The 15,651-nt window shown below is 57.4% G+C and carries 11 protein-coding genes; 3 read left to right on the plus strand and 8 right to left on the minus strand.

The window, feature by feature from the left end:
* The first annotated feature begins 131 nt into the window (after positions 1–131).
* Positions 132–1,955, plus strand: a complete 1,824-nt coding sequence (gene typA, locus IM273_RS10975) for a ribosome-dependent GTPase TypA (protein WP_028014891.1) — start codon at positions 132–134, stop codon at positions 1,953–1,955.
* A gap of 51 nt (positions 1,956–2,006) precedes the next feature.
* Here typA and ompL read toward each other — a convergent pair whose 3' ends face one another.
* The 7 genes from ompL to yihU form a co-directional block, all read right to left on the minus strand.
* Positions 2,007–2,693 carry a porin OmpL gene (gene ompL / locus IM273_RS10980; protein ID WP_045260222.1) on the minus strand — a complete coding sequence of 229 codons (687 nt, stop codon included), beginning with the start codon at positions 2,691–2,693 and terminating at the stop codon, positions 2,007–2,009.
* A gap of 74 nt (positions 2,694–2,767) precedes the next feature.
* Positions 2,768–4,192, minus strand: a complete 1,425-nt coding sequence (locus tag IM273_RS10985) for an MFS transporter (RefSeq protein WP_193051036.1) — start codon at positions 4,190–4,192, stop codon at positions 2,768–2,770.
* Positions 4,193–4,235: 43 nt separating this feature from the next.
* Positions 4,236–5,618 (minus strand): MFS transporter, encoded by a 1,383-nt coding sequence (locus IM273_RS10990; protein ID WP_049138041.1) that lies wholly within the window; start codon positions 5,616–5,618, stop codon positions 4,236–4,238.
* Between the two features lie 45 nt (positions 5,619–5,663).
* A complete protein-coding gene (locus IM273_RS10995) occupies positions 5,664–7,688 on the minus strand; it encodes an alpha-glucosidase (RefSeq protein WP_193051035.1) in 2,025 nt (674 codons plus the stop codon).
* A gap of 16 nt (positions 7,689–7,704) precedes the next feature.
* Positions 7,705–8,946, minus strand: a complete 1,242-nt coding sequence (gene yihS, locus IM273_RS11000) for a sulfoquinovose isomerase (protein ID WP_003861936.1) — start codon at positions 8,944–8,946, stop codon at positions 7,705–7,707.
* A 14-nt stretch (positions 8,947–8,960) separates the two neighbouring features.
* A complete protein-coding gene (yihT, locus tag IM273_RS11005; RefSeq protein WP_126327359.1) occupies positions 8,961–9,836 on the minus strand; it encodes a sulfofructosephosphate aldolase in 876 nt (291 codons plus the stop codon).
* Positions 9,837–9,853: 17 nt separating this feature from the next.
* The gene (gene yihU / locus IM273_RS11010; RefSeq protein WP_193051034.1) at positions 9,854–10,744 is read right to left on the minus strand and encodes a sulfolactaldehyde 3-reductase; all 891 of its coding nucleotides are present in this window, start codon (positions 10,742–10,744) and stop codon (positions 9,854–9,856) included.
* A gap of 155 nt (positions 10,745–10,899) precedes the next feature.
* On the opposite strand from yihU, the gene IM273_RS11015 reads away from it, so the two are divergent.
* Complete coding sequence (locus IM273_RS11015; protein ID WP_193051033.1) at positions 10,900–11,796, plus strand: sugar kinase; 897 nt, start codon at positions 10,900–10,902, stop codon at positions 11,794–11,796.
* 34 nt (positions 11,797–11,830) lie between these two features.
* Complete coding sequence (locus tag IM273_RS11020) at positions 11,831–12,625, plus strand: DeoR/GlpR family DNA-binding transcription regulator (protein WP_032644939.1); 795 nt, start codon at positions 11,831–11,833, stop codon at positions 12,623–12,625.
* A gap of 35 nt (positions 12,626–12,660) precedes the next feature.
* Here IM273_RS11020 and IM273_RS11025 read toward each other — a convergent pair whose 3' ends face one another.
* On the minus strand, positions 12,661–15,591 hold the full coding sequence (locus IM273_RS11025; protein WP_193051032.1) for an autotransporter outer membrane beta-barrel domain-containing protein: 2,931 nt from the start codon (positions 15,589–15,591) through the stop codon (positions 12,661–12,663).
* Positions 15,592–15,651 lie beyond the last annotated feature (60 nt).

Here is a 15,651-nt window from a genome sequence, read left to right on the forward strand (position 1 = left end):
TACCGCTCCGTGAAAGCGATCACAAAGCATCTCTGCAATACTTGTTTGCGGGGGATGTTTGTGATCCTGTTTTGTAGTGCGATTAATCCGTGTACAATAACGCGCTATTTCTAAATGCCTGAGGCAAAGTTGTGATCGAAAATTTGCGTAACATCGCCATCATCGCGCACGTTGACCATGGTAAAACTACCCTGGTTGATAAGCTGCTGCAGCAATCCGGTACGTTTGATGCGCGTGCCGAAACCCAAGAACGCGTGATGGACTCCAACGATTTGGAGAAAGAGCGTGGGATTACCATCCTCGCGAAAAACACCGCGATTAAATGGAATGACTACCGTATCAACATCGTTGATACCCCAGGGCACGCCGACTTCGGTGGTGAAGTTGAACGTGTAATGTCCATGGTAGACTCCGTTCTGCTGGTCGTTGACGCAATGGATGGCCCAATGCCACAGACGCGCTTCGTGACCAAAAAAGCTTTTGCCCATGGTCTGAAGCCAATCGTTGTTATCAACAAAGTTGACCGCCCTGGCGCGCGTCCTGACTGGGTTGTTGACCAGGTCTTCGACCTGTTCGTTAACCTCGACGCGACCGACGAGCAGCTGGACTTCCCTATCGTTTACGCCTCTGCGCTGAACGGTATCGCAGGTCTGGACCACGAAGACATGGCTGAAGACATGACCCCGCTGTATCAGGCGATTGTTGACCGTGTTCCTGCGCCAAACGTTGACCTGGAAGGCACCCTGCAGATGCAGATCTCCCAGCTCGACTACAACAACTACGTTGGCGTAATCGGCATTGGCCGTATCAAGCGCGGTAAAGTGAAGCCTAACCAGCAGGTCACTATCATCGATAGCGAAGGCAAAACCCGTAACGGTAAAGTCGGTAAAGTCCTGACTCACCTGGGTCTTGAGCGTATCGAGAGCGACATCGCTGAAGCGGGCGACATCATCGCGATCACCGGTCTGGGTGAACTGAACATCTCCGACACCATCTGCGATCCGCAGAACGTCGAAGCGCTGCCAGCCCTGTCCGTTGATGAACCAACCGTATCCATGTTCTTCAACGTCAACACCTCTCCGTTCTGTGGTAAAGAAGGTAAGTTCGTTACCTCTCGTCAGATCCTTGACCGTCTGAACAAAGAGCTGGTGCACAACGTTGCGCTGCGCGTTGAAGAAACCGAAGACGCTGATGCATTCCGCGTTTCCGGTCGTGGTGAGCTGCACCTGTCTGTTCTGATCGAAAACATGCGTCGTGAAGGTTTCGAGATGGCGGTTTCCCGTCCGAAAGTAATCTTCCGTGAAATCGATGGCCGTAAACAAGAGCCGTTCGAAAACGTAACGCTGGACGTAGAAGAGCAGCACCAGGGTTCTGTGATGCAGGCACTGGGCGAGCGTAAAGGCGACCTGAAAAACATGAATCCAGATGGCAAAGGCCGCGTACGTCTCGACTACGTGATCCCAAGCCGTGGCCTGATCGGCTTCCGTTCTGAGTTCATGACCATGACCTCCGGTACCGGCCTGCTGTACTCCACCTTCAGCCACTACGACGACGTTCGTCCGGGCGAAGTGGGCCAGCGTAACAACGGCGTACTGATCTCCAACGGTCAGGGTAAAGCGGTTGCGTTTGCGCTGTTCGGTCTGCAGGATCGCGGTAAGCTGTTCCTGGGTCACGGTGCTGAAGTTTACGAAGGCCAGATCATCGGTATTCACAGCCGTTCTAACGACCTGACGGTAAACTGCCTGACCGGTAAGAAGCTGACCAACATGCGTGCGTCCGGTACTGACGAAGCAACGGTTCTGGTTCCACCGATCAAGATGACCCTGGAGCAGGCTCTGGAGTTCATCGATGATGACGAACTGGTAGAAGTGACTCCACAGTCAATTCGTATCCGTAAACGTCACCTGACCGAGAACGATCGTAAACGTGCTATGCGCGGTGCGAAAGAAGACTAATACGGTCAATCCGTAGTAAAAAAAGCCGCTGAGAAATCAGCGGCTTTTTTATTAGAACGAATAACGTAACCCCAGGCGGATCCTGTACTGCTCGCGGTTGTAATCATTCCATCTGTCCAGCCACTGCAGTTCGAGGTACGGCAGCCAGTTTCTGTCGATCTTATAGCTGAACTTGTTGGTAATTTCCCAGTGATGGTCTTTGCCATTTTTGCTGTGATAGTCATTTATCCGCTGGAAAAAGTGCGGCTCAAAGGTATAGAAAAACGCATCCGTCACCTTGAAATTCCAGTAATTGGCGAATTCGTGCGTGTCGTTCTTATCCATCTGCCCGTTATAGTCCGGCGTATCGTAATTGTTATGGTTATAGCGATAGCGGAACGTCAGATTAAACCCGTCCGTGAATTTATAGTTGGTATCTAAATAGACCGCGCCACCGGACCCGGCGCTGCTGTCGTTGATCAACCCGCCCGGCTGGAAGGTGAGTTTGTCGGTCGGCTTAAAAAGGGGATACCACCCCTCTATTTCGTTATAGCTGTGCTTGAGCTCATCCCATCTCCCCACGTTGTAGGCGTTGGTGAACATCAACCCCGCGCCCATATCGAAGTTATAGCCGGCACGCAGGATCACTTCGTGCAGTTCAGAGGCCGTATTGTAGGCTTCACGGGTTTCAACATATGCCCCGGCGAATACCGGGCAGGACACAGACGACACGATCAGTACGGTGATGATTCTTTTCATAATTTGTCCATGTATCAGGTACAGAAAGGCCTCCCTCCTGATGAACAGGAAGGAAATACGGGCCGGATTTATTGTTATAAAGTGACTGCTGACGCTTTATTGTTGGTGGTTATCTCAGGGGTATTCGCTGACTGTTTTTTTCGTTTTCCAATCTCCTCGATAATAAAGGCGAAGCGCGCTTCGTTGAGTTTATAAAATAGCCCCATGGTCACGGCGGCAACAATCGCCAGGCCGCACGGCCAGAGGAAAATAAGCTGACGCAAACCCAGCAGCGTGCCCGCGCTCTGCACCGCATGAGGAACGTAACCGATCTGGGTCAGCATGATGCCGGGCAGGAAGCCGGCGAGAGCGGCGGAGATTTTGCGCGAGAAGGTGTAGCCGGTGTAAACCGATCCCTCGGCGCGAATGCCGGTTTTCCACTCGCCGTAATCAACGGTATCCGGCACCAGCGCCCAGTTCAGGCTGTTCACAAACGCGGTGCCGAAAAAGGCCATGCAGGAAAAGAGCACGAACAGCAGGGAGCTGGTTCCCCAGAAGAAGTTCAGCACGTCGCCCACCGCCCACAGCGCCAGTCCGCCCAGATAGACCGGCTTCTTGCCAAAGCGCTTCACCGCGCCGGGTACCAGAAACACGCCAATCAGAATGCAGCCCATGCTGAAAAAGCCCATCCACGACAGCAGATGCAGATCGTTCAGCACGTACTGGGTGTAATAGACCTGAATCGCCAGCTTGATGTTGAACGCGGCGAGAGTACACAGGTTGGCAATGCACAGCACCAGCAGCGGCGGATTGCGGAAAATCGCGCAGAACGATTTCAGAATGCCGGGCTTATGGTGATCGGGCGTTATCTCGACGTAGCGCTCTTTCACCCCGCTGTAGCACCACCACATGCAGAACAGGCCGCCGGTGACGAACACCAGCGCAGCCACCAGATAGCCGAGGGAGGGCTGGTGGACGAACAGCGCCTGAATGGGCATAAAGCCGACGGTGCAGAGTAACAGCCCCACCGTGGCGCCGCCCTGACGCCACGCGGCAAGCTGCGCTCGCTCGTTCGGGTTTTTGGTGATGGCAGGGACCATCGCACCGTAGGCGCAGTTCATCAGGCTGTAGCAGAGCCCAAACATCATGAAGAGCACGGTGGCGAGGGCCGTTTTGACCGTCAGGCTAAAGTCGTTGGCCATAAACTGCGCCGTCGCGACCAGCGCCACCGGCACGGAGGCATACAAAATGAATGGCCGGAATTTTCCCCGCGCGCCGATGTTTCGCCGGGAGTCGAGCAGCACGCCGGTCAGCATGTCGGTAAACGCGGTGAAAAACTTCGCCACCAGGAAAATTATGCCGCCGTAGAACGCGGGCATGCCCAGTTCATCGGTGTAAAACTTCAGCAAATACAGCGTGCCGATACAGAGCATCAGGTTCGAGCCAAAATCGCCCATCCCGTAGGCGCACTTCTCTCGCAGGCTCAATTTCAGGGTTAACGGATCAGTATTGTGTGTCATGGTCGATCCTCAGAGCGCCCCGCAGGGCGCTCTATCACGTCATTTATGCCGTACGTTTGCGCAGTTCGATCTCTTCGACGATGCGAACATACATCTTCTCGTTGAGGTTGTAGAAGCAGCCCATCGCCACGATGGTGATGACCGCCAGCAGGCTCGGGTAGATAAATATCAGCTGCCGCAGCCCTTCAACCGTCCCGGCGGACTGCACCACGTTCGGCACATAGCCGATCTGGGTGAGCATGATCCCCGGGAAGAAGCCCGCCAGCGCCTGGGATACCTTACGGAAGAAGGTAAAGCCGGTGTAGACCGTCCCTTCGGAGCGTACGCCGGTGCGCCACTCGCCGTACTCCACGGTATCGGACACCAGCGCCCAGTTCAGGCTGTTCACAAACGCGGAGCCGAAGAACGCCAGGCAGGAGAACGCCACAAAGCTCACCGAGCCGCCGCCGAAGAAGTAGTTGAGCAGATCGCCCGCCACCCAAATCATCAGCCCGCTGATGTAGACCTTTTTCTTGCCGAAGCGCCGCACCGCGCCGGGCATCATAAAGACGCCGATAAAAATACAGCCCATGCTGAAGAAGCCCATGTACGACAGCAGGATCGGGTCGTTCAGCACGTACTGCGTGTAGTAGACCTGAATGGCGAGCTTAACGTTAAACGCGCCCAGCGTGCATAGGTTCGCGATGCACAGGATAAACAGCGGACGGTTCCCGGCAATGGCGCGAAACGACTGCAACAGCCCCGGCTTTTGCGCCGGGTTAGCAGGCTGCGTCTCGACGTAACGCTCGGTAACGCCCTTATAGCACCACCACATAAAGAACAGCCCGAACAGCGAGAAGAGGGTGGCGGCAAAGATGTAGCCAAGCTGGTCGTTACCCTCAATCAGGTTCATCACCGGGACAAAACCCACCGTACAGAGCAGCAGGCCGAGCGTGGCGCCGCCCTGACGCCAGGCCGCCAGCGAGGCGCGCTCGTCCGGGTTTTTGGTGATGGCGGGCACCATCGCGCCGTAAGAGCAGTTCATCATGCTGAAGAACAGGCCGTACAGCATGAACAGCACCGTCGCCATCACCGTTTTGCCGGTCATCTCAAATGGCGTACCGACGAAGTTGGCAATCGCCAGCAAGGTCACCGGGAAGGCGGCATACAGCACGAACGGGCGGAATTTCCCTTTCGGGCCAATTTTGCGCCGGGAGTCGAGCATGATCCCGGTGCCCATATCGGTGAAGGCGGTAAAGAACTTCGCAATCAGGAAGATAATCCCGCCGTAGGTGCCGGGCAGCCCCAGCACGTCGGTGTAAAACTTCAGCAAATAGAGCGTGCCGATATCCAGCAGGATGTTAGAGCCGAGATCGCCCATCCCGTAGGCGAGTTTTTCTTTAAACGGCAGGCGTAGGGTTGCCGGATCGGAAGTATGTTGACTCATTATTGTTCTCCGTCTGCCCGCAGGTTTCCCTGCGGGCGAGCCTTATCAGATATCACGTAAGGTGCTAAACAGATCTGCCCATTCGCTGTGCTGGCGATAGAAGACCGGCGGCTTGCCGATCGGGGCATCAACGGTCACGTCACCGCCCTGGCAGATTTCCCCCGTCCACGCATTGACCCAGCTGTCCTGCGGCAGATAGAGCGACCAGTCCCGGCGGCCCTCTTCATGAACCGGTGCCACCAGCAGATCGCGGCCAAACAGGTACTGGTATTTCAGCGTGTAGGCGCGCGCGTCGTCCTCATAGTGCAGGAACAGCGGACGCATCACCGGCAGGCCGCTTTTCGCGTTCTGCGCAACCGCAGCTTTGATGTACGGCTTCAGGGTGGTGAACACGGTGGTCATGCGCGCGAAGTGCGCGATGGTTTCCGCATCGCCGTCGAACTGCCAGTTGTCGCCAGGGCGGTTGCCCTCGTGGGTACGCATCATCGGCGTAAAGGCGCTGAAGTCGCACCAGCGCAGCAGCAGCTCCTTGCTGCGCTTCATCTCGAACAGGGTGGTATAGCCGCCGATGTCGCTGTGGTGCAGGCCGTGCCCGGTCATCGCCAGCGACAGCGCCGCAGGGATGACGGACGCCAGACCGTCGTCCAGGCTCCAGTCAACGTTCTGATCCCCCGCCCACATCATCACCGAGTGCTTCTGGCTGCCGGTGTAGCCCGCGCGCATGAAGAACAGGATCTCCCCGAGCTTGCCGGTTTCCTGGAGCGCCTCGTAGTTACATTTCGCCCACAGGGCAGGCCAGGCGTTATGCATGATCTCCGCGCTCACGCCGTTGTGCAGGAAGGTGTCGGTTGGCAGATACTCCCCGAAATCAGCCATCCAGCCGCCGCAGCCCAGTTCGATCAGGTTCTTTTTAATGACCTCTTTGTACCAGCCGTAGGCTTCCGGGTTGGTCAGGTCGATAACGCCCGCGTAGAACTCGCCGAATTCAACTTGGTAGTCCTCGCCGTTGGCGTTTTTGGTCAGATAGCCGCGTTTCGCCGCCTCTTCGCAGAGATCTTTATCGCTGGCGACGTACGGGTTGATATAGGAGAGGAATTGTACGCCCTCCTGCTTCCACTGCCCGATCCGCTCGTCAAGCTGCGGATAGAGCGCGCTGTTCCACTTCCAGTTCCACATCACGCGTTTGCCGAAGGAGGTCATGCGGATGCCGGACCAGTCCTGCGCCCAGATGCCGTTCACCTTCACGCCGCCCTCGCGCATAGCGTCGAGCTTCTGCTGGCACACCTCGGTGCCGCCCTGGATGCCCAGCGTCACGCCGTCGTAAACCCAGTCCGGCAGCTCCGGCTGACGTCCCAGCAGGCCGGTCAGTTTTTCCAGCAGATCGACGTACGTTTCCGCACATTCGAAGCGCAGCGTGGCGTTATCTTCCCAGAACGCCAGCTCGTGGAAATCCGGGGCGCTGAAGTCAAAGTTCATGTAGCAGCTGTTATCCACGTGGCAGTAGTACTTCTGGGTGCTCACGAAGGTAGGCTGCGGGAAGAAGGTCCAGTAGTAGTCACCACCCGCGTTCTCTTTGCAGTCGGCCTGCCAGGTGACGTAGGTCTGCTTGTTGCGCCCCACACCCTGCTCGCTGGTCCAAAGCGGGAACGGCTTGCCGCGCAGGTCGAAGTACGAGAATTGCTCGCCGCAGCCGTAGATATGATCTTCCGGCTGCGCCGCCAGCCGCAGCCAGATGCGGTTATGGCTGGCGGCATCATTTTTCAGTTTCAGCTCCAGACGGCCTTCCGCATCCACGCCCACCAGCAGGGTGGCGCTCACCGCATCGCCGCGGGTAAAGCGGATGGCCCAGCCCGCGCTTTGCTGCGAGACGGTCGCGTCCGTCAGGGCAATCTTTTCGTTGAGCTTGTCTTTAATGCTGAAATTGCCGCGAAACATCTCGATATCGGCTTCGCCTGCGCCGATCCACAGGCAAGGCGCTTCTTCGGAGTGGGATAAAATCAGGCGATCCTGCCAGCGCAGGGTGAAGCCACGTTCGTTATTTTTCAGGTCAATATTGTGTAGGGTACGCATAAAAACTCCGTCTTTATTATTTGGCCTGGCTATCCAGCAATCCGGCGGCGACGGCAGGCGCTAAGCCCGGCGCCAGCGGCAGGCGGGGGATCACCAGGCAGTGCAGCAGATGGTAAATATCCTGCTTGCCGTCCCAGACTTTGGTGGTCACTTCGTTATTGGTGTCCAGCTCCTGCCACCAGGAACCGTTTTCGTAATCCATCAGGTACTTGATGCAGTAATCCCACCACTTCTGATACCAAGCTTCGTACTGCGCTTCGCCGGTCACGGTATAGAGGGCATAGGCCGTGCCCATCGCCTCGACGATTGGCCAGCGCACGCGTTCCCGCACGATAGGCTTGCCGTCCCAGCCCACGGAGTAGACAAACCCGTCCGCCCCGTCGGGTGCCCAGGCGTCGCGGATGGTGGCGTGAAACAGGCCTTTCGCATCTTCCAGCAGCCACTCCGGCGGGGTTTCAAAGCGCGCTTCCAGCGCGGCGCGCAGGTGCAGCATCAGGCGGCCCCACTCAATCCAGTGCCCCGGCGTGCCGCCGTAGGCGCGGAAGCGGTGGGCGGGATTATCAATGTTGTAGTCGCGGATCGGGTTCCAGTTGGTGTCGAAATGTTCGTTAACGCGGTACTCACCTTTGCGCGCCACGTCGTGAATAATCACCGAGGCGATGCGCAGGGCGCGGTCGAGCCATTTGCGGTCGTGGGTCACGTCATAGACAATCAGGAAGGCTTCCACGGCGTGCATGTTGGCGTTACCGCCGCGGTAATCTTCCGTTTTGCTGAAGGCTTCATCCCAGGACTCAAGGCACATTTGCTCCTGTTCGCTCCAGAAGTAGCGCTCAATCACCTCGATGGCATCGTCCAGCAGCTTGCGTGCCTGCGGGTGTCCGGTGGTGACGGCGCTCGCCGCGCCCAGCAGGACGAAGAAGTGCTGATAGCCCTGCTTGGAGGCGTCAATGACGCCCTCATCGTTTACGCAGGCGTACCAGCCGCCGTGCTGTTTGTCGCGCAGCGGGCCGTTGAGGGCATTAATGCCGTGTTCAACCAGGGCATACGCGCCGGGACGGCCCATGTTCGCCGCCACCGCGTACACGTGAAGCATGCGGGCGGTGATCCAAAGATGGGTGCCCATATCGCTGCGAACCTGCCCGTTATTGCCCAGCCAGCCAAAGCCGGTCGGTACGGCGGCGTTTTTGCCGAAATCGAGAATGCGGTCGGTCTCTTGTTCGAGCCAGCGGTTGTGGCTCAGGGTGTTAAACCATTTCATGTTCGGGTCCTTTCTTAACGGCGAGCCATCATTTCGTCGACGATCTCACCCAGACGCTGAAGTTTTGGTACGGAAATATCACGCAGCATCAGCTCGGTATCCGGCAGGCCAATCACCGATGACCAGACGGCGCGACCGGCTAAAAAGCCCGATGCCCCTGCCTGCATCGCCACGCTCACGGCGCGCGGGAACAGCTTATCGTCCACGCCGGAGGAGAGGATCACCCACGGCATGGCGATGTTCTCGTTCAGCTTCTGCGAGGCCGCCAGCAGTTCCTGCTGCGTGCCCTTACCAAACAGCGGCATCTCCACCTTGTAGAGGTCGGCACCGCTGTCGCCCAGCTCTTTAGCCGCATCGATAATCGCCTGTTCGCGGTTAAATTCGGCTCCGTGACGCGGCGGACGCACCACAGGCTCGATAATGCTCAGCAGCCCGTTGTCGTGGCACAGCGTATTGAACGCTTTCACCATCTCCAGGCGCTGCTGCGGATCTTCATCGCTACGCCACAGCACCAGCAGCTTGAGCGCCTTGCCGCCGTCGCGTTTGACCGCCTGCGCGTCGATGCTTTTGTCGATCACCACGCTGTCGACCGGAATACCGTTCCCCGGAATAAACTCGTCGGCCGCCACAATCATCGCGCAGCTGTTGGCTACGGCCTGCTGCTCCACAATCTGGCGATAGCAGAACTGCTGGTCGACGAGAATGGCAGAGGCGTAAGGCGACAGAATCTTCGCCGCGTTGACCTTAAAATCCGTCAGGTGCTGGTCGGTTACCGGCACCGGCGCGCCTGCGGCGGCAAACATCAGGCGCATCGCTTCGCGCTGATCCACGGCCAGCATTGCAAAACCGCCGGAAGGTCGGGTGATATCTTTCAGGGTGTACATCGTCATTCCTCAGTCCTTTCGTATCAGTGTGATTTTTTCAGCCCGGCAGATGCGCGAACCTGTTCAAGAATGGCCGTCCAGTCTTCGCGCCCGCGCCCGGCGGCGCGAGCCTGGTTGTAAACTTCGCGGGAAGCCGCGCCCAGCGGCATCGGAACGTGGAGCTGGTTGGCCACGTCGAGGGCGATCCCCAGATCCTTATGCGCAAGGTCGATCATGAAGGCGGGTGAAAGATCGCCTTTCAACACCTTGTTCGGCCATGAGGTGGTGAAGTGGCCTTTACCCGCCGGCGTGCCGTTCATCACCTTCAGCGCCACCTCAAAGGAGAGGCCAAGCGCTTCACACAGCACGGCCGCCTCGGCGGAAAGCGCGTTCAGGGCGATGCTCATGTAGTTATTGATGAGCTTAACGCGGATGCCCATGCCCGGCCCGCCGGAGTTAATCAGCTCATTGCCCATCGCCATTAAGACGGGGGTGGCGCGTTCCACCTGCTGCGCGGTGCCGCCCGCCAGCAGGAGCAGCGTGCCGGCGATGGCATGGTCAGACGTGCGTCCCACGGGCACGTCCATCAGGCTGAAGCCGCGCTCAGCCATGTCGCGGATCAGCGCGTCGGTTTGCAGCGGGTGAATGGTGGACATATCAATCACCAGCGCGTCGCGGGATAACCCTTCGCACACGCCGTGCTCGCCGAACAGGACGCTGCGCACCAGGTCGCCGTTTGGCAGCATGGTAATGACGAATTCGGCGTCCGTTGCGGCCTGAGCGGGCGTAGCCGCCGCCCGTGCGCCGCTCTCTACCAGCGCCTGAACCGCCTGCGGGTTCACGTCAAACACGTTAAGCTGGTGGCCTTGATTCAACAGATTCTTCGCCATTGGCGCGCCCATCTGCCCTAAACCGATAAATGCGATTGCTGACATGCCTCTCTCCTGTCACATCGTGTCAATTTTTGCGCGTTTGTGTTGTCTGTTTTTGATCGTATTTGTAATTTATAGTCAAAAAATTGACACGGGTCACTTTTTAAACATTTGGTGAAATTAAAATGAAGGCATCAGAAATCGCAGAAGGAATCACCATGACTCGCATCGTTTGTGTCGGCATTACCGTGCTGGATCGCATCTGGTATCTCGATGATTTACCAAAGGAAGGTGGGAAATATGTCGCAAAGGACTATACGGAAGTGGGGGGCGGCCCGGCGGCAACTGCGGCTGTGGCGGCGGCGAAACTGGGCGCGGAAGTGGATTTTATTGGCCGGGTGGGGGACGACGATACCGGCAGACGGCTGCTGGCGGAGCTGGAATCCCTGGGGGTGAACACCCGCTATACGCGCGTGTTTAAGGGTGCCCGATCGTCACAATCCGCGGTGCTGGTGGACGGCTGCGGGGAGCGCGTTATAGCGAATTACCCCAGCCCCGATCTCCCTGTCACGGCAGACTGGCTGTGTGACATCGACTTCTCGCAATGGGATATCGTGTTAGCAGACGTGCGCTGGCATGACGGGGCAAAACAGGCGTTTACCCTGGCCCGTCAGCAGGGCATTCCTACTTTGCTTGATGCCGACGTTACCCCGCAGGACATCGCGGAGCTGATAGCCTTAAGCGACCACGCGGCCTTCTCCGCGCCGGGCCTGCAGCGACTAACTCAGTTGGATAAAGCAGAAGATGCCCTTAAAAAAGCACAAACGCTCACAAATGGACATGTGTATGTCACTCAGGGGCGAGACGGCTGCTACTGGCTGGAAAACGGCGCCTTGTGTCATCAATCCGGCTTTGAGGTGAACGTGGTGGATACCACCGGCGCGGGCGACGTTTTCCACGGCGCGCTGGCGTTCAGCCTGGGGCAGCAATCCACCGCCGCAGACGCCGTGCGTTTTGCCAGCGCCGTCGCAGCCCTGAAATGCACAAAGCCCGGCGGGCGCGCGGGTATACCCGACTGTGATCAAACCCGCTCTTTTTTGTCACTTTTTGTATAAAATGCGGAGCGTGATGGTTTTCAGAGGACAGCCCATGAGCCTTACCGAACTGACCGGCAACCCGCGTCACGATCAGCTGCTGACGCTGATTGCCGATCGCGGCTATATGAACATTGATGAACTGGCGCAGCTGCTGGACGTGTCGACGCAAACGGTGCGCCGGGATATCCGTAAGCTCAGCGAGCAGGGGCTGATCACGCGTCATCACGGCGGCGCGGGCAGGGCATCCAGCGTGGTGAACACGGCGTTCGAGCAGCGCGAAGTGTCGCTTACCGAAGAGAAGCGGGCGATAGCCGAAGCCATTGCGGACTATATTCCCGATGGCTCAACTATTTTCATCACGATCGGCACGACCGTAGAGCATGTTGCCCGGGCGCTGCTTAACCATAATCATCTGCGCATCATCACCAACAGCCTGCGGGTGGCGCATATTTTGTATAAGAACCCGCGCTTTGAAGTGATGGTGCCCGGCGGCACGCTGCGCCCGCACAACGGCGGCATTATCGGGCCTGCGGCGACGGCGTTTGTGTCTGGTTTTCGGGCGGACTATCTCGTGACCAGCGTCGGGGCGATTGAGCACGACGGCGCGATGATGGAGTTTGACGTGAATGAAGCCAGCGTGGTGAAAACCATGATGGCCCACTCTCGCCACATTTTGCTGGCGGCCGATCATACGAAATTTAACGCATCCGCCGCGGTGGAAATTGGCAACGTGGCGCAGACAACGGCTCTTTTCACCGATGAGATGCCCGGCTCGGCGCTGCAAAATCATCTGAAATCCAGCAAGGTTGAAACGGTGCTGGCCTGTACCAGCGATGATATCGCCTGAAGCAAAAAGCCGCTGATTTCTCAGCGGCTTTTTTGTTATTTGAAGCTGTATTTTATCCCCAGCATTCCCTGCGTATCGCTGTAGCCTTTATAGCCAATCTGCTGTGCCACATTGCCCCAGACGCTAAGCTGCGGGGTAATCTGCCCCTCTACGCCCGTCTTTAACTCACCAATATTGCGCGTACCGCGCATCTCATTGCTGACGTCATCCATGCGGATGCGCGTGGTCTGGGTATTGTGGATCCAGTTCGCTTCAATAAACGGCTGGAAGGTGCGTGAATTAGCGTCATCCATCGCGTTATGTCCGCTGATATAGGCCTTCACGCCGAGACGCGTCATCAGGTTGCCCTGGGTTTCGTCTTTCACCCGCGTGCCGTTACGCTCGCGATGGTCGTCAGCCTGCACGTCCATCCAAACGGCCTGCGCCTTCGGCTGGATCCAGTAGCTGTTGCGGCCGCTTTCACCCACCTTAACGCTATAGCCCGCTTCGACAGAGGCGGTTATGCCGCTGGAGCGATAACGCTCGGTCGCCTGGTCCTGCCCCATCACCTTATTGTCAAACCAGTTATACAGCACCCAGCTATCAACGTAGGTGCCGCTTTTATCGGCTTCGTTTGCGTACCAGGTACCGTACAGACCTACGCTATAGCCATTCACTTCGCCACGTGAGTGGTATCCGGTCAGGCTGGAAGCGCTCCGGCTTTGGCTGTTACCGTAGCCCGCGATCAGGCCAAGATGCCAGCGGTCCAGGCCATCTGTGCTCCATTGGGCGATATCGCCACCTAACTGCAGTACGTAACGGTTGGCTGTCGTTTTTAGCTGGCCGCTGCCGTCGTTGAAACGCGCATGCCCGCCGACGTTACGCATCCAAAGGCTCGTCACTTTTTGCTCGCCGGTGAGCATGTCGGTGTACTGCGTTTCACCCAGACGATCGTGCAGGCGGGTCATAAACAGCGTATTTGCCGCATAGCTGTTTGCCTGATAGCTGCCAAATTCTGGGCGATACTGATGCTCGCTTTTCGGCGGCGCAGGTGGCGGTACCGGTTCTTGCGGCGGAATCACCGGGTCGACGGGCGGATCTACCGGGACGACAGGCGGGTCGACAGGGTCAACAGGTGGATCCACCGGGTCAACAGGCGGGTCGACGGGGTCGACCGGTGGGTCTACCGGGTCAACAGGGGGATCTACCGGGTCGATCGGTGGGTCAACGGGTTCAGCCAGGCTGGTCAGAAACCAGTTCTTACCTTTCTGCACAACGTTATAGTCATAACCCCCCGCTACGATACGGCTGGCCTTCTCAAACGTTCCCTCCGAGTTGCCGCCAACGCTGACTATTTCAATCCCTTCAACGGTTTGTGCGCCTTCACCACCAATGTTGTTTACGTCAACCGCGGTACGACCGGATGTGTTTCCTTTAACAATCAGCCTGTCAGTTTCAGAGGTATCGTCAGACAGCACGGTATTGAAAACCAGCTTGCCGCCGTTGCCTGTGTAATCCTCGTTGATGGTCAGGGTTTGCCAGGCCGCGTCCTCAGCATGCTGGAAATTTATCGTGCCGCCCGCGTTCAGGGTCAGGCTGGTCAGCGTTGAGCTGTCGCGCATATTCCAGACGGCATCATTCATCGTAAGCGCGAGAGTACCGGTCCCGGTAGCGTTGCTTTCTATGTACGATGCTCCGTTCCACAGCGAGCTGTTACCCATTGTCAGCGTAATGGTACTGTTTTGTGCCGGAAGGGTACTGTTGGCCGCGACGCCACCTGCGGCGAGGATATCGCCGTTAAGGAGGAATTTTCCGCCTGCAGAGGCATCAATAATTCCGCCATTGCTGGCGTTCAGGGCATAGCTACCCTGGTCGCGCTGGCCTGCGGTGGTAATGGTTGCCCCACCGTCGAGCGTTATCACGCCGCGTGACCAGGCATACATCCCGTGCGGTGCCTGGGCGGAGCTGCTGGTTTTCTCGCTGCTGTTGACCGCAATGGTGACGTTATCTCCCACATTTACCGCTGCTGTGTAAGCGTAGATGCCATGCGCGCTGGCACCGTTGGTGGTGATGGTCGCGCCTTCATCAAGGGTGATGGTTGACGAGCCGGTAGAGTACACACCGGAGGCATTTGCTGCGTCGGTGGTAATGGTCGCTTTTTTTCCCAGCTCGATTCTGGAGGCAGAACCCGCATACAGGCCGTAGGCCGAGGTGCCATACGTTTCGATGGTGGCCTCATCCCCCAGACGGACGGATGAGCCGCTCTGGTTGGTACGAATCCCCTCGGCGTAGGTACCCCGCGTCACAATATGCGCACGATCGCCGACGACAATGTTATTTTTGGCCTTCGAGGCATCATTCAGTGCATAGGCGCTAATACCGCGACCGGTACTGCCGGTGGTTTCTATATAGAGATCGTCACCCACATAAATATTGGCGGAGCCGAGAGAACCCTGGCTGAAGGAGCTGTACCCGGCATTGATGCCATCGCCGCTTTGGCCATTAACGTAAATGTGGGTGCGGTCGCCGGTAATGATAAACACCGGGTTGTTCGGCGTGTTCATACCGTGGGTACGAATACCGTCGACATCTTTACCGTTATTGGCAGCCGCTTTTGACTGGGTACGAATAGTCAGATCGTCACCAAATATCACCCCCGGGCTGCCGGACGTGGAGTTCTGAATAACGGTCACGGAGTGCTCAAAGGCTTCCGCCCCCGGCCCTTCGAGAGTGATCCCATCCCCGTAGACTGGAATATTGCCAGGGCTGTACTGGTAGACATAGTTAGGATTGCTGGTATTTTTGCTAAAGTTCGCGTTTGCCGTTGCAGGAATCAGCGCCTGTATTTCCGCAGGCAAATCCGTTACTGCTCCGGTGGCTGGTAAATTAGCAAAATCGATAACTGCAGCATTCGCGGTAAATAGCGCTGACGATAGTGCCAGCGAAATCGCAACGGCGACAGGTGAATGTTTCAATAAATATGGCATAACTGCCCCCTTTCTTTCAGGCGTAAAACATCCTCCACACCATTAAATGTGGGTATGTTA

This window comes from Enterobacter cloacae complex sp. P13B, from assembly GCF_014895915.1.
GTDB lineage: Bacteria > Pseudomonadota > Gammaproteobacteria > Enterobacterales > Enterobacteriaceae > Enterobacter > Enterobacter bugandensis.

Coding starts and splice junctions, on each gene's coding strand:
- yihU (WP_193051034.1), bottom strand. CDS start 10,744: ATGTCAGCAATCGCATTTATCGGTTTAGGGCAGATGGGCGCGCCAATG.
- IM273_RS11015 (WP_193051033.1), top strand. CDS start 10,900: ATGACTCGCATCGTTTGTGTCGGCATTACCGTGCTGGATCGCATCTGG.
- IM273_RS10995 (WP_193051035.1), bottom strand. CDS start 7,688: ATGCGTACCCTACACAATATTGACCTGAAAAATAACGAACGTGGCTTC.
- IM273_RS10990 (WP_049138041.1), bottom strand. CDS start 5,618: ATGAGTCAACATACTTCCGATCCGGCAACCCTACGCCTGCCGTTTAAA.
- IM273_RS11020 (WP_032644939.1), top strand. CDS start 11,831: ATGAGCCTTACCGAACTGACCGGCAACCCGCGTCACGATCAGCTGCTG.
- yihS (WP_003861936.1), bottom strand. CDS start 8,946: ATGAAATGGTTTAACACCCTGAGCCACAACCGCTGGCTCGAACAAGAG.
- IM273_RS11025 (WP_193051032.1), bottom strand. CDS start 15,591: ATGCCATATTTATTGAAACATTCACCTGTCGCCGTTGCGATTTCGCTG.
- ompL (WP_045260222.1), bottom strand. CDS start 2,693: ATGAAAAGAATCATCACCGTACTGATCGTGTCGTCTGTGTCCTGCCCG.
- yihT (WP_126327359.1), bottom strand. CDS start 9,836: ATGACGATGTACACCCTGAAAGATATCACCCGACCTTCCGGCGGTTTT.
- IM273_RS10985 (WP_193051036.1), bottom strand. CDS start 4,192: ATGACACACAATACTGATCCGTTAACCCTGAAATTGAGCCTGCGAGAG.